We start from the raw sequence: 13,269 nt of genomic DNA, 5'->3' as shown, positions 1-13,269 counted from the left end.
AGACCTGGGCCATGACGGCCAGACAGGTGGCACCCAGGTTCGGCTGAGACCATAAGGTCATGGAGCTCATTGTCCGTACCCTTGGTAACGCGGCGGGCCTCTGGCTCGCTGCCCGGTTCATGTCCGGCCTGACCGTCCCCGGCGACCAGTCCGCCGTCCACACCTGGGTCAACCTCATTGTCGTCGGCCTCATCCTGGCGCTGGTGAACTCGCTGGTCAAGCCCGTGGTCAAGACCCTCGCCCTGCCCATCTACGTCCTCACCTTCGGCCTGTTCGCACTGGTGGTCAACGGGGCCATGCTCATGATGACGTCCTGGCTGACGGACAAGGTCTCCTGGCTCGGGGCCGGGTCCGGGGTGCAGCTCGGCCTGCACGTGGCGACCTTCGGTACCGCGGTGGGGGCGGCGATTATCGTCGCCATTGTCTCCGCCATTATCGTAGGCATCTTCGGGCCCGACGAGGACTGAGGAGGACGGTCAGGGCCTGCGTGGCGGGCGGCACTCGGTGCCTGTCCAGGAGACCCGCCCGCCCGATCCGACCACGCCCGCCGACCCCGTCCTACGGCCCGCCCCTGGTTCCCGCAGCGGTATGGTCGCGGAGGGCCACCGCTCCCGTCGTCATACGGTCCGCTCGCTGTCCCTGTGCCCGGGACCTGTCTGCGCGTGCCCGCAGCACTAGGGCCGGTCCGGCCAGGGCCGTGGGTGGGCGCACCAGAGCGGGTGACCGCCTCGTAGAGGCCAGTGGCGCAGGGCCGCGGGTGGGCGCACCGGCACGTACCTGCGACAATGCCGCCATGAGCCCTCGCACCACCGACCTCGCCGACATTACGCCACCTATCGCCCTGGGCCCCCTGGACGGTCGCTACCGCAGCGTGACCGCGCCCCTGGTCAACCACCTCTCCGAGGCCGCTCTCAACCGCGCCCGCCTGGAGGTGGAGGTCGAGTGGCTCATCTACCTCACCGACAACCACGTCCTGCCTGGTGCCCCCGTCCTGTCAGCCTCCGAGAAGGCCTACCTGCGTGGGATCGTCGAGGGCTTCGGCGCCGTCGAGATCGCCGAGCTGGCCAGTATCGAGGCCGTGACCCGTCACGACGTCAAGGCCGTGGAGTACCTCCTCAAGCGTCGCCTCGACGCCGCCAGCGCGCCCGGTGACGGCACCCCGGCCCCCAGCGCGCCGCCCTCAGCCGGCCCGGCCGCCTCCCACCTCCCGGCCTCGACCGCCGCCGGCGCACCGGCCCCGGTCGGTGCGCCCGCCCAGCAGGCTGCCGACGGCGCCACCCAGGTCCCTGCCGTGACCGCCGTCGACGGCGGGCCCACCGTCCTGCCGGGCGTCCACGAGATCGTCCACATCTTCTGCACCAGTGAGGACGTCAACAACCTGGCCTACGCCCTGACCGTGCGCGCCGCCGTGCAGGAGATCTGGCTGCCCGCCGCCCGGGGCCTGGTGGCCGACCTGGGTGCCATGGCCCGCGAGCACGCCGCCGTCCCCATGCTGGCCCGCACCCACGGCCAGGCCGCCACCCCCACCACCCTGGGCAAGGAGCTGGCGGTGCTGGCCCACCGCCTGGGACGCCAGGTGCGTCGCGTGGAGGGCGCGCAGTACCTGGGCAAGGTCAACGGTGCCACCGGGACCTACGGTGCTCACGTCGTGGCCGTGCCCGGGGCCGACTGGGAGGCGGTGTCCCGCGGCTTCGTGGAGCACCTGGGTCTGACCTGGAACCCGCTGACCACCCAGATCGAGTCCCACGACTGGCAGGCCGAGCTGTACTCCGACGTCGCCCGCTTCAACCGGGTCGCCCACAACCTGGCCACCGACGTGTGGACCTACATCTCCCTGGGCTACTTCCGCCAGCGCCTGAGCGCCCAGGGCTCCACCGGCTCCTCCACCATGCCGCACAAGGTCAACCCGATCCGCTTTGAGAACGGCGAGGCCAACCTGGAGATCTCCTGCGCCCTGCTGGACTCCCTGGCCGCCACCCTGGTCACCTCCCGGCTCCAGAGGGACCTGACCGACTCCACCACCCAGCGCAATATCGGGGTGGCCCTGGGCCACTCCCTGCTGGCCATTGACAATATCCGACGCGGCCTGGCCGGGCTGGACGTGGACCATGCCCGCCTGACCGAGGACCTGGAGGCCACCTGGGAGGTCCTGGGCGAGCCGGTCCAGCAGGCCATGCGGGCGGCCGCCGTGGCCGGGGCCACCGGCATGGCCGACCCCTATGAGCGCCTCAAGGAGCTCACCCGCGGCCGGAAGGTCACGCCGGAGGCCATGCGCGCGTTTATCTCCGGCCTGGGTATGCCCGACGACGTCGAGGCGCGTCTGCTGGCGCTGACCCCCGCCACCTACACGGGCCTGGCGGCGCAGCTGGTCGCGCACCTGGAGGAGTAAGGCGCGGGGCCCGGCTGGTTGGAGGGCTGGGGCGCGGGACCTTGCCGTTTGTGGGCGACTGGGGCGCGAGGCTGACCGACTACTCGTCTGGGGCCACCGCGGCCGACGCCGTCGGACCTACGCGGGAGGGGCCGTGGAGTCCCGGACCACCAGCTGTGAGGGGACCTCCACCACGGGACCGACCTCGATCCCCAGCGCCAGGCGGGCGGCGGCCTCACCCACCCCGGCGAAGTCCAGGCGCACGGTGGTCAGGGCCGGGACCATGCCGACGGCGTGGGGGTGGTCGTCCACGCCCACCACCGACACGTCCCGCGGCACCTCGACCCCCTCGCGGGCGAGCCCTGCGACCAGGCCTATTGCCAGGTCGTCGTTGCCGCACAGGACGCCTGTGGCCCGCGACGCCCGCACGGCTGCGGCGGAGCGCAGCCCCGTCTCCACGGACCAGCCAATGGCCACGGGCTCGCTGGCCCTCAGGTGGCGCTGGGCCAGGACCCTGCGCCACCCGGCCAGGCGGGGGTCGGGGTGCCCCGCGCTCGGTACGCCCACGTAGGCCAGGCGCTCGTGCCCCAGGTCGCACAGGTGGTGGGTCGCGGTCATGGCCCCGGCATAGTCGTCTGTCCAGGCCCGAGGCGGCTCCTCGTGCCCGGCGCCCGGGCGGCCCCGGCGATCGCCACCGGCAGGTCCACGGGCAGGTCCTCCAGGGCCGCCACGCTGACGGAGTCGAACTCCAGGAGGACGACGCCGTCCACGCGCCCGTCCAGGGCCCGGGAGAGGATCTCGCGCCGTCGTTGTGAGCCGCCGCTCAGGACGTGGATGGAGAGGTCCGCGCCAAGCTCCTCGGAGGCGGCCACCACCCCCGAGACGGTCGCCCAGTACCCGGTCCGGCTAATGTCCGTGGACAGGGCCAGGAGGTGGGCCCGGTCGGTGGGAGGGCGGTAGCCCAGGTCCTGGGCGGCCTCCTGCACCCGCCTGAGGGTGGGGGAGGGGTTCGGGTGGCCCCGGCCCAGGGCCCGCGAGGCGGTCGCCTTCGATGTCCCGGCGCGGGCGGCGACGTCGGCGAGCCGGGGCGGGAACCATGAGCGCCTGGTCGTGCTCACGTGGCACCTCCCCTGACGTCGTCCCCGTGGCCGGGGGTGCCCGCCTGACTGCGGACGCCCTCCCAGGGTACGTGAGCTGGCCCGGGGCCGTTTCACGTGGAACGGGGCTGGCGTGCCCACCGCCCCGTAGGCGGCCGCTGTTCTGGCTGTTCCACGTGGAACGGTGCCGCTGGGCTCGGTCCTGGCCCGGCGTGCCTGCTGCCTGTGCGCAGGCCCGCCCACACCGAGGCCGTCTCGGTCCCGCGTGCCTGCTGCCTGTGCTCGGGAGCTACCTGTGGGGACCGAGCCCACGGCCCGGCCCCGGCCCGGCACCCTACTGCCTGCGCTCAGTTACAGCTGGGATGGATGGGCAGCCGCTGTTCCGGCTGTTCCACGTGGAACGGTGCCGCTGGCCCCGGCCCCGGCGCCCCTACTGCCTGCGCACCTTGTCGAGGTCGGCGAGGTTGCCCTCGGTGGTGGCCGAGGAGGACAGGTCTGTCTGGAGCAGGACACGCTGCCCGCGCTGGAGGGCCAGGGTGTCGCGGCCGTCCCCGTCCCAGTCGCCGACGTGGACGGCGTCGCTGGGCCTCCCCAGGGACACCGCGGCCACCACGGGGGCGTGAGTGCGGTTCTCGTTGTAGAAGACCACGCGGCTCCCCAGCCGGACCGCGTAGGACACGGTGCCGTCCCCGTCCCAGTCGCCGCGCAGGATGGTGGCCCGCGGGTTGTCCTTCTGGGCGGCCACGAACGACGGGAGCTCCTCCTGCTGGGGGCTGAGGGCCTCGATCCTCCACGTCGTCGCCTGCTCCTCCTCCCCGGTGACGGGCCGGCCGTTCCCGGAGGACAGGGCCAGGCCGCTGAGCTTGGAGCGCATACGCACCCCGCCCTCCACCGACAGGACGTGCCACCGGTACCGGCTGCCCGCAATGTCCGTCCCGGTGCCCGCTGCCGCGGTGGCCACCAGGCCCCCGCCCGCGTAGCCGTTCGCCGAGGCCGCCCCCAGCACGGCCCCCGACGGCGAGCTGAGGACGTAGGTGAGGTCGTCCTGGCGACGTAGGTGCCAGTGGGTGTCCTCGCCGGTGGAGGTGCTCAGCGTGACGCCCCCGCTCCCCAGGGTCAGAGCCCGGCCCTGCGGGTCGAGGACGCGGACGTCGCCGTCGGGCTGCACCTGGGCGGGGGTGCGGTAGTAGGTGTGGACGTAGTCGATGTCGAAGGAGGCCGGCAGGGCGGGGTCGTGGGCGCGGCCCAGGTGCCCCTCCAGGCTGAGGACCACGTGCCGGGACATGCGCCACAGGGAGGGGTCGGGGGCGGGCAGACGCCAGGCCAGGTGGCGGTCCCAGTAGAGGAGCACCTCCCCCTCCCGGCGCTCGACGCCGTAGAGGTGGTAGTCCGCGGAGACGTCCTCGGCGCTGGCGTAGGTGTGCCCGCCGAAGGACCTGTGGTCGGCCTCGGTATTGCCCGGCCAGATGTGCGTGGCGGAGGTCATGGCGTGGAAGTCGAAGGTCTCCTGGACGTCGATCTCCGGGTTCGGGTCGGCTGCCAGCGCGTTCTGGCCGTCGAGGTTGGAGGACTGGAGCCAGACCGCTGAGAGCACGTGGGCGGCCGAGGGCAGTGCCCTGGCGCGGACCTCCACGTAGCTGCGCACGCCGGGGGTGTCGAAGACCGACTCCACGGCACCGAAGGTGTGGTCCCTGCCCTCGTGGCGCTCGGCCCGGGCCCACAGGTGCAGGACGCCGTCGGAGGCCTCGGCGTTCTCGTCACGGAAGGCCCCGACGCCGGAGGCCGGGTACCACAGCCCCTTGTGCCAGCGTGAGGGGTCCAGGGGGGTGTCGAAGCTGTCGCTGAGGGAGTCAATGAGGGTCCACTCCTCCAGGTTGACGTCGGTGGCCCCCGCCCCCACCTCCTGCGCACGGGCCTGGGAGGGCAGGAGAAGAGGCAGGCCGGTCAGGGTCGCCGCGGACAGGATGGCGTTACGTCGGGTCAGCGTCATCGTTCATGCTCCTTCGCACGGGCCGGTGGTAGGTGCAGACTAGGCTCTGCCGGACGCGCAGGGAAGAGGGCCGCGGGAGTGCGTGAAACAGGCGTTTCACAGGTTGTAGACAGGCTGTCCGGCCCCTATCTACGGTAGGTGGCACCGTCAAGAGGGGGCCGGTGTGGGTCACCTCGTCCTGGAGGTCTCCATGACTGCGATGACTGCGCCCGTGTCCGCCACGCCCGGACCGCCTGCCCGCCCAGACGGCGGGGACGCCCCCGCCAGGCCCGGACCGCCTGCCCCGGCGCCCGCCACCCGCCCCCTGGGCCCTGGCCGGCTGCCAGCACGGCTGGATGCGTACCCTCCGCCCCGGCGAGGAGGTCGTCACCCCCACCGCCGCCCTCGTCCTGTCCGACGCCGGCTGGCAGGGCGCCGTCGCCGGGCTCACCGCCTACCGCCGGGCCCTGCGTGAGCGCACGGCACCGACCACCGCGCCCGCGCCCGTCGTCTTCAACGACTACATGAACACCCTCATGGCCGACCCCACGGAGGAGCGCCTGGCCACCCTGGTGCCCGCCGCCGCCCGGGCTGGCGCGGAGGTCTACTGCATCGACGACGGCTGGCACTCCGACGAGGAGGACGGGGCCTGGTGGGACGCCGTCGGCGCCTGGGAGCCCTCCGCCCGGCGCTTCCCCCACGGCCTGAGGGCCACCCTGGACCTCATCCGGGCTGAGGGCATGGTGCCGGGCCTGTGGATCGAGCCCCTCGCCGTCGGGGTGCGCAGCCCCCTAGCCCGAGACCTCCCCGAGGAGGCCCTCATGCGCCGCGACGGCCAGCTCCTCGTGGAGCAGGGCCGCCTGCGCCTGGACATGCGCCACCCCGCCGCGCGGGACCACCTCGACGCCGTCGTGGACCGTATGGTCGGCTACGGCATCGGCTACCTCAAGGTGGACGACAACTACTCCGTGGGCACCGGCCCGGACGCCGGGGCCGACTCCGCCGGGGACGCCCTCATGGAGCACTCCCGGGCCTGGGCGCGGTGGCTGGCCGACCTGGGGCGGCGCCACCCGGACCTGGTGGTGGAGAACTGCGCCTCGGGCGGCATGAGCACGGACTACGCCCTCCTGGCCTCCGCCCGCCTCCAGTCCACCTCCGACCTCCAGGACCCCTTGCGCTACCCGCCCGTGGCCGCCAACGCCCCCCTGGCCGTGCTGCCCGAGCAGGCCGCCAGCTGGGGCTACCCGCAGCCGGGGATGAGTGACGAGGAGATCGTCTACACCCTGGTCACCTCCCTGGCCGGATCCCTCTACCTCTCAGGGCACCTGGACCGCATGAGCGCCCACCAGGCAGCCCTCGTGCGCGCCGCCACCGACCTGGCCAAGGACCTGCGCACCCACCTGTGCCAGGACGTCCCCTGGTGGCCCGCGGACGTGGCCGGCTGGAACGACCCCTGGGTGGTGGCCGCCCGGGCCACCACCCAGGGCGGGCGCGAGGGACTCCTCCTCGTGTGGCACCGCCCCGGCCTGGGACCCCGGACCCCGGAGCTCCACCTGCCCTCCCTGGCGGGGTGCGCCGTCGAGCAGGTCTACCCGCCCCGCGCCCTCGTCCCCGACCCCGGCCTGCACGTCGAGCCCGGTGACGACGGCCTACACCTCGCCGTCCCAGCCGGCGCAGGCACCACCCACCCCACTGCCCGGGTCTACCTGGTCCGGTCCCACCACTGCGTCAATGACGCCGCATGAATGGAGAAACCTCATGAACCGCACCCCTCTCACCGCCCTGACCACCCCCGTCACCCGGCGTACCTCCCTGGCCCTGGCCACCTCCCTCGTGGGCGCCCTGGCCCTCGCCTCCTGCTCCGACCCCGGCAGCGAGACCACGACCCAGTCCGGCCCGGCCTCCTGGCCCTCCGCCACCGACAAGCTCGACGGCGTCGAGCTCACCTTCTGGGCCGCCCAGTCCTCCGCCAAGATCCCCCAGAACGTGGTCAAGGCCTTCCAGGAGGCCACCGGTGCGAAGGTCTCCATCGTCACCATCCCCGACCCCTACGAGCAGGGCGTCCAGACCAAGGTCGCCACCGGGGACCTGCCCGACCTGGCCATGTGGCAGCCCACCACCTCCCAGCTGCTGAGCCTGGGCGCCAAGGAGCGTCTCCAGCCCCTGGACGGCGCCCCCTGGGAGGCCACCACCGACGCCAGCGTCCTGGGCGCCGGAGGCACCCTGGAGGGGAAGCGCTACGCCGCCTTCGTCTCCGCCCCCTCCGTCATGGGCGTCTGGTACAACAAGAAGGTCTTCGAGGCCAACGGCGTCACGGTCCCCAAGAGCTTCGAGGAGCTCCTCACCACGGCGCGCTCCCTCAAGGCCAAGGGCGTCACCCCCTTCTACGAGATGGGCGGGGAGTGGTGGGCCTCCTCCTGGCCGTGGTCCTCCTGGCCTTCCCCGTCATCGGGATGCTCCGTCGTCGAGAGAGGAACATGGCATGAACCGCCTCAAGCGTGGGATCCAGCCCGTGGCCGCGGTGCTCCTGGCGGCCGTCCTGGTGGGGGTGCTGCTGTGGACGGTCCTGGTCACCGCGGGCAAGTCGCAGGCCGAGGCCCTCAGCCCGGACCTCTCCCTGCCCTCTGACTGGCAGCTGTGGGACAACGTCGCCGAGGTCGTCTCCCGTTCCCACATCGGGGCGGCCTTTATCGGCAGCCTGCTGCTCCTGGTGCCTTCCGTGGCGCTCGTGCTCGTCCTGGGGTCCATGGCGTCCTAGGTGCTGGCGCGCCGCTCGGGACGGCTAGCGGCCGTGGTCTACGCCGTCGGCATCTGCGGGATCATCCTGCCGCCGGCCGTGGTGACCCTGGTGCTCCTGCTGCGGCAGCTGGGCCTGGCCGGGACCGCGGTGGGCATGATCTGTGCCTACGTGGGCATGTACCTGTCCACGGTCATCTTCTTTGTCACAGGCTTTGTACGCACCGTTCCGGTCTCGCTGGAGGAGGCGGCCCGGATCGACGGCGCCGGGCCGCTGCGGGTCTTCCTCACCATTATCCTGCCGCTCCTGCGGCCGGTCCTGGCCACGGCCACCATCCTCATCAGCCTGTACGTGTGGAACGACGTCTTCTACGCCTTCTTCGTGGTGGGCGGGCGCGTGGACACCCTGCCTCTCAACCTCTTCGCGGTGGCGAGCGCAGGGGTGCACCTGAACAACTGGCACCTCATCTTCACCTACGTCCTCCTCATGAGCGCTCCGCTGGTGCTGCTCTTCACGGTGTTCCAGAGGCAGATTATCTCGGGGATCACCTCGGGTGCCGTGAAGTAGGGGTGGGTGTGGACGGGCGCCGTCGGCCCCCAAGGGACAGGTTCCTGCCTCGGAGACGTACCTTAGTCATTGGGGACGTACGTCTAGGGTACGTTGCCGAAGACTAAGGTACGTTCCCGGCGGTCAGGGTACGTCCGCGGCGACCGGGGTACGTTCGCGAGGCCGGGGCGCGTTCTGGAGGCAAGGCTGCGTCCCTGGCGGTGGCCGGCCGACGGCGAGCGCTGGCCGACGGCGGGCGCCCCGGTCGGTTTGCAGAACAAACCGACCGGCTGTACCCTGGAGTAGGTTTGCAACACAAATCGATCTGAAGTCAAGACCTAAGGAGTCCGACCATGACCACTGCAAGCGCCTCTGCCGGTACGTCCTCGCCTGCGTCCTCACCTGAGACCGGGGGCCTTGACCCGGCCGCCGCCCTGGCCACCATTAGGACGCAGCGCCAGGCCGTCGTGGTGCGCAGCGACCTCATTCTCATCGCCTGGGGCCTGGCCTGGGTCGTGGGCTACGTCAGCCTGGCCCTGGGGGCGGGCCAGGCCGTCCTGGGCGGCTGCCTGATGGCCGCCGTCATCGTGACCGCCGTCGTCGTCACCCTGGGGGCGCGCGGGATCCGGGGCACCACCTCCCGAACCGGTAGCGTCTACGGGGCGACCTGGCTCGCCGCCATGGGCCTGGTCACCGTCCTGCTGGGTCGGGCTGGGACGGTCCTGTCCGACATTGGCACCGAGCAGGCCCACGAGCTCCTGAGGCTCCTGAGCTCGGGCATCCCCTGCCTGGTGGTGGGAACCATCTACATGGCCAGCGCCATGCTCTGGGAGGAGACCGCCCTGGCCTGGACCGGCGCCTGGATCCTCGCGGTGACCGCCCTGGCCACCATTGTGGGCACGCCCGCCGCCTGGTGGGTCATGGCCGTCCTGGGCGGCGGTGGTCTGCTGGCGGTGGGGCTGGTCCAGCTCGCGATGCGCAAGGCGGTGCGATAATGCTGGACCCCGTTATCCACGCCCAGGCCAGGCTGCGGATTATGGCCACCCTGGCGGCCCTCGCCAGGGGCGACGAGCTCTCCTTCCCCCGCCTGCGCTCCACCCTTGACATGACCGCCGGCAACCTCTCCACCCACCTGAGCAAGCTGGAGGGGGCGGGGTACGTCAGGGTCAACAAGACCTTCAGGGGACGGACCTCCGCCACCTACCTCAGCCTGACCACTCAGGGGCGGCGTGCCTTCGAGGACTACGTCGTCCAGCTCCGGGCCATGCTCGGGTAGGCGTGGTCTGGCCGAGGCGGGCCTGATTGCCCGCTACGAGGCTGGGTTGTGCTGGTAGATGTGGTCTGGGGTGTCCTGGTTGTGTTGGGTGGTCCTAGCTTCCGGGATGTGCGCGGGTGAGGGGACAGGTCGGCGGCGTCGGGCAGGTGGCCCGCCGACGCCGTCGACCCTGAGCTATCCGCGTGATCCCGTAGGGTCCCAGGGCGCCTCCTGCAAGAGGTCGTGCAACCTGGGGTCACACAGTACCCGATCCTGTACGCGACATCCGTTCTCACGGCAAACAAGTACCGTTCTCGCGAGGAACAAGTACCGTTCTCACGGCAAACAAGTACCGTTCTCGCGAGGAACAAGTACCGTTCTCACGGCGAATAAGTACCGTTCTCGCGGGGGTGGCGGGCTCAGGCCATGGGGTCCCAGCTGGGCAGCAGGACCGGCTCGGCCTCCAGCGCGGAGCGTGTGGCCTGGGGCAGGCGGTCGGCGCGCACGACCACCTGGTAGACGTACTGGTCGAACCAGGAGTCGTTCATGGTCCAGAAGCCCTTCTCCGCCGTCTCCTCGCCCCAGGAGTTCTCCACCCGCCAGCGCCGTGGGGTGCCGTCAACCAGGTCCACGCCGGTCAGGCACATGGCGTGCGTGGGCGCGGACTCGCGCGCCACCAGCCGCTCGGCCTTGGTCATGGACAGCCCCACGCCGTACAGGCCCTCGTAGTCGTGCAGGGCGGCGTCCCACACCCCGGCCTTCTTGTCCCGCTGCTTGGCCACGTCGCAGGCGAACCACACCGGCTCCCCGTCCCGGACGGCCGCCACCGCGGCCGCCTTGACGACCTCCAGGGACGCGGCCACGTGCGTCTGGGGCCCCTGGCCCACCATCGTCTCCGAGCGGTCGATGGCGTAGAGGGTGTCCTGCCGGATCTGCGGACGCGGGTCGTGGACCACCACCACGAACTCGTCCACGTCCGGGGCGTACCTGCGGGCGAACTCGCGCGGCGTCATCGTCCCCACCCGGGTGAACGCCTTGTCCTTGTTGCGGTACTGCCACACGAACCGGCTCGGCGGGGTCCCCAGGTGGATCGCCAGGAGCCGGTAGACGTCCGCCATGGCGGCCTCCCGCAGCTCCCTGACGGCGGCGTCCTGGGCGGCGGCGTCCTGGGCGGCGGTGTCCCGGGCGGGGCCGTCCCCGGCGGGCTCGACGACGGCCCGGATCCGCAGGGCCGCACGCCGCAGGAGGGTGTCCAGGTGGTCGTTCATGGCCTGGGAGTCCGTGGCCGACTGGGTGTCCGGCATGACGTAGGCGGGCACCATGCCGTACTTGGCCACCAGGTGGGCGAACTCCGGCCACCAGCCGCCGTCACCGGCCGGGGAGGCCAGGTCCGCGACGACCTCCCGGTCCTCCAGGTCCCGGCCGGCCACCATGTCCGCGGTAAAGCGGTTCAGGAAGGCGTTGGCCTTCTCCAGCTTGTCGTGGAAGTAGATGAAGTTCTGGCTCAGGGAGAAGCCCTCCAGCCCCAGATCCTTGATCATGGCCGCCCGCAGGGTGTTCAGGCCGGCAAAGGCCCAGCAGCGGCCCGAGCGCTTCTGGTCGGTGATCGCCGCGTCCGGGATGAGGTCGGAGACCGAGGAGTCGATAGAGGTCAGGACCGCACGGTCCAGGCTGACGGTCTCCACGTCCGTGGTGGCCACGGCGTTGCCCGCCAGGCGGGCGGCGGGGTCGGCCAGGAAGGAGGCGGCGGCGTCGGCCACCCACTGGCTGCTCAGGGGGGTGCTCAGGTTCTGGGTCATGGGGGACATTGTGCCCCGGTGGTGGTCCGGGCGGTGGCGGCTACCCTGGTGCCATGGTGAGCGCGGACGGTACGGACCCGGACGGCCCGGACCCGGATGGTACGACGCCGGGCGGGGCCGGGCAGGCCGCTGGCTCGCCAGCGCCCCGTGGGACCCCCTCCGAGCGTCCCCGGGTCAGCACCGAGACCGACATGTGGCTCACCCGCGTGGTCACCCTGAGCTGGTACCTGGTCACCGTCCTGTACGCCGAGCGGCGCCGACTCGCTCTGTACTGGCTGCTCAGCCTCGTCGTGGCCCTGGTCGCCTGCTTCACGCCCCGGCCCCGCCTCGCGATTATCGCCCTGGCCGGGGGCATTGCCCTGTTCCAGGGCGTGGGCCTGACCCTGCGGCACACGCGCGCCCAGCTCGCCGCCCCACGGGGGACCTCCGTGCGCACCGGCAGCCTCGGCCCGACCGGGGCGGCCCTGACCACCGGCATCTGCCTGGAGGTCGCCCAGGCCCTCCTCATGCTCTCCGTGCTGCTGGGGGTCGTGGTCGGCAGCTGGCTGGCCGACCGCTACGGCCTCACCGCCGTCCACGACGTCCGGGTACCACGCTGGTTCCACCACCACGTAGCGGTGAGGTTCTACGCGGTCTACGGGTGGAGCGGCGGGCTGTGGGTCAGTAGCGCCACCAGTGAGATCGGCACCTTCTCCGGGTACCTGGCCTTTGCCGTCGGGGCGGTGCTGCGCTCGGTCAGGGCGGCGCGCCTGGCCTCCGCCACGGTCGCCTTCCTCATGTTCTCCCCCCTGGCGTTCGGGGTGACGCCGCTGCAGGTGGAGTCCCCCTGGCCCACGGTCGTCATGGAGGTCCTGTCAGCCTGCGTCGGTGTGGTGGCGATCTGGCTGTGGCGGCACGTCGCCCGTGACCTGCTCACGCCCCAGGCCGAGCTCCTGGGGCTGGGCCGTGACCTGAGCCTGGCCGAGCGCCGGGTGGTGTGGGCCAGCGTGCGCAGGGCCGTACGGCGCGACGGCGCCCTCATCCGCCGCGGGTGGAGGTGTCTGCGGAGCGAGGGGCTGCGTCACGTCCTGTCCAGCACCTTCACCGTGTCCGTCTGCCTGGAGGCCATGGACGAGGCCCGCGGCCTGGCGCCCTCCCCGCGGGCACGCGCCAAGGTCCTGGAGGTCTTCACCTACAGCGGCGTGAGCCTGGACCAGCCGGTGCGGACCCTGGGGCTGAAGGAGGTGATCCTGGTGGGCTTCACCTGGGCGCTGTCCCACGAGGTGGCCGTCTACCTCCTGCCCGACATCCGCGGCCTGGTCAGCCCCGAGGCGCTGCGCGTCCTGGACTCCCTCCTGCTGGAGCGCGTGGAGAAGGGCGCCGACATTATTATCCTGTGAGGTGCCGACGCCGCCGCCTGGCAATCGTGCGTCATACCGGAACCGCGTGGTACCGCGGTCTCACTCAGCACACAGGCAGCGCTCCCGGGCAGGTTGTCCACAGGGTGGCGCGGAGGTGG

General features: G+C 71.9%; 13 protein-coding genes. 9 read left to right on the top strand and 4 right to left on the bottom strand.

The annotated features are described in order from the left end of the window. The first annotated feature begins 59 nt into the window (after positions 1 to 59). Together C3V41_RS09175 and purB are read left to right on the top strand one after the other, a co-directional pair. On the top strand, positions 60 to 467 hold the full coding sequence (locus tag C3V41_RS09175) for a phage holin family protein (RefSeq protein ID WP_106110008.1): 408 nt from the start codon (positions 60 to 62) through the stop codon (positions 465 to 467). A gap of 326 nt (positions 468 to 793) precedes the next feature. After that, positions 794 to 2,389 carry an adenylosuccinate lyase gene (purB, locus tag C3V41_RS09165; RefSeq protein WP_254423553.1) on the top strand — a complete coding sequence of 532 codons (1,596 nt, stop codon included), beginning with the start codon at positions 794 to 796 and terminating at the stop codon, positions 2,387 to 2,389. 117 nt (positions 2,390 to 2,506) lie between these two features. Here the strand turns inward: purB and C3V41_RS13430 are convergent, their stop codons facing one another. The 3 genes from C3V41_RS13430 to C3V41_RS13165 form a co-directional block, all read right to left on the bottom strand. After that, positions 2,507 to 2,986: a substrate-binding domain-containing protein gene (locus C3V41_RS13430; RefSeq protein ID WP_217350930.1), complete on the bottom strand. Its 480-nt coding sequence runs from the start codon at positions 2,984 to 2,986 to the stop codon at positions 2,507 to 2,509. Beyond that, positions 2,983 to 3,486, bottom strand: a complete 504-nt coding sequence (locus C3V41_RS14250) for a LacI family DNA-binding transcriptional regulator (RefSeq protein WP_217350929.1) — start codon at positions 3,484 to 3,486, stop codon at positions 2,983 to 2,985. Before C3V41_RS14250 ends, C3V41_RS13430 begins: the two co-directional genes overlap by 4 nt. Positions 3,487 to 3,895: 409 nt before the next feature. Further along, entirely contained in the window at positions 3,896 to 5,455 is a 1,560-nt protein-coding gene (locus tag C3V41_RS13165) for a beta-glucanase (protein WP_165271624.1), read from the bottom strand. A gap of 335 nt (positions 5,456 to 5,790) precedes the next feature. Between C3V41_RS13165 and C3V41_RS09150 the strand changes: the two genes are divergently transcribed. The 6 genes from C3V41_RS09150 (at position 5,791) to C3V41_RS09130 (ending at position 9,993) form a co-directional block, all read left to right on the top strand. Next, the gene (locus tag C3V41_RS09150; RefSeq protein WP_217350928.1) at positions 5,791 to 7,179 is read left to right on the top strand and encodes a glycoside hydrolase family 36 protein; all 1,389 of its coding nucleotides are present in this window, start codon (positions 5,791 to 5,793) and stop codon (positions 7,177 to 7,179) included. Positions 7,180 to 7,192: 13 nt separating this feature from the next. Continuing rightward, positions 7,193 to 8,062, top strand: coding sequence for an ABC transporter substrate-binding protein (locus C3V41_RS09145; protein WP_106110780.1), 870 nt, complete (start codon positions 7,193 to 7,195; stop codon positions 8,060 to 8,062). Then, positions 7,983 to 8,192 (top strand): hypothetical protein, encoded by a 210-nt coding sequence (locus C3V41_RS13420; protein ID WP_217350927.1) that lies wholly within the window; start codon positions 7,983 to 7,985, stop codon positions 8,190 to 8,192. Before C3V41_RS09145 ends, C3V41_RS13420 begins: the two co-directional genes overlap by 80 nt. Further along, a complete protein-coding gene (locus C3V41_RS09140; protein WP_217350926.1) occupies positions 8,193 to 8,738 on the top strand; it encodes a carbohydrate ABC transporter permease in 546 nt (181 codons plus the stop codon). Between the two features lie 332 nt (positions 8,739 to 9,070). Beyond that, entirely contained in the window at positions 9,071 to 9,712 is a 642-nt protein-coding gene (locus C3V41_RS09135) for a hypothetical protein (RefSeq protein ID WP_106110007.1), read from the top strand. Beyond that, on the top strand, positions 9,712 to 9,993 hold the full coding sequence (locus tag C3V41_RS09130) for a transcriptional regulator (RefSeq protein WP_106110006.1): 282 nt from the start codon (positions 9,712 to 9,714) through the stop codon (positions 9,991 to 9,993). Before C3V41_RS09135 ends, C3V41_RS09130 begins: the two co-directional genes overlap by 1 nt. Positions 9,994 to 10,391: 398 nt before the next feature. Here C3V41_RS09130 and C3V41_RS09125 read toward each other — a convergent pair whose 3' ends face one another. Beyond that, entirely contained in the window at positions 10,392 to 11,771 is a 1,380-nt protein-coding gene (locus C3V41_RS09125) for an aminopeptidase C (RefSeq protein ID WP_106110005.1), read from the bottom strand. Between the two features lie 53 nt (positions 11,772 to 11,824). Between C3V41_RS09125 and C3V41_RS09120 the strand changes: the two genes are divergently transcribed. Next, positions 11,825 to 13,150, top strand: a complete 1,326-nt coding sequence (locus C3V41_RS09120) for a hypothetical protein (RefSeq protein WP_106110004.1) — start codon at positions 11,825 to 11,827, stop codon at positions 13,148 to 13,150. The last annotated feature ends 119 nt before the right edge of the window (positions 13,151 to 13,269 follow it).

The organism is Actinomyces sp. oral taxon 897, from assembly GCF_002999235.1.
Classification (GTDB): Bacteria; Actinomycetota; Actinomycetes; order Actinomycetales; family Actinomycetaceae; genus Actinomyces.
The sequence above is the reverse complement of the archived record's forward strand: the minus strand, read 5'-3'. Positions and strand labels throughout refer to the sequence as shown.

Excerpts from the sequence above, each read along its gene's own strand:
- purB (WP_254423553.1), top strand. The coding sequence starts at position 794 with ATGAGCCCTCGCACCACCGACCTCGCCGACATTACGCCACCTATCGCC.
- C3V41_RS09125 (WP_106110005.1), bottom strand. The coding sequence starts at position 11,771 with ATGACCCAGAACCTGAGCACCCCCCTGAGCAGCCAGTGGGTGGCCGAC.
- C3V41_RS09130 (WP_106110006.1), top strand. The coding sequence starts at position 9,712 with ATGCTGGACCCCGTTATCCACGCCCAGGCCAGGCTGCGGATTATGGCC.
- C3V41_RS13430 (WP_217350930.1), bottom strand. The coding sequence starts at position 2,986 with ATGACCGCGACCCACCACCTGTGCGACCTGGGGCACGAGCGCCTGGCC.
- C3V41_RS09135 (WP_106110007.1), top strand. The coding sequence starts at position 9,071 with ATGACCACTGCAAGCGCCTCTGCCGGTACGTCCTCGCCTGCGTCCTCA.
- C3V41_RS09150 (WP_217350928.1), top strand. The coding sequence starts at position 5,791 with ATGCGTACCCTCCGCCCCGGCGAGGAGGTCGTCACCCCCACCGCCGCC.
- C3V41_RS13165 (WP_165271624.1), bottom strand. The coding sequence starts at position 5,455 with ATGACGCTGACCCGACGTAACGCCATCCTGTCCGCGGCGACCCTGACC.
- C3V41_RS09175 (WP_106110008.1), top strand. The coding sequence starts at position 60 with ATGGAGCTCATTGTCCGTACCCTTGGTAACGCGGCGGGCCTCTGGCTC.
- C3V41_RS09120 (WP_106110004.1), top strand. The coding sequence starts at position 11,825 with ATGGTGAGCGCGGACGGTACGGACCCGGACGGCCCGGACCCGGATGGT.
- C3V41_RS09145 (WP_106110780.1), top strand. The coding sequence starts at position 7,193 with ATGAACCGCACCCCTCTCACCGCCCTGACCACCCCCGTCACCCGGCGT.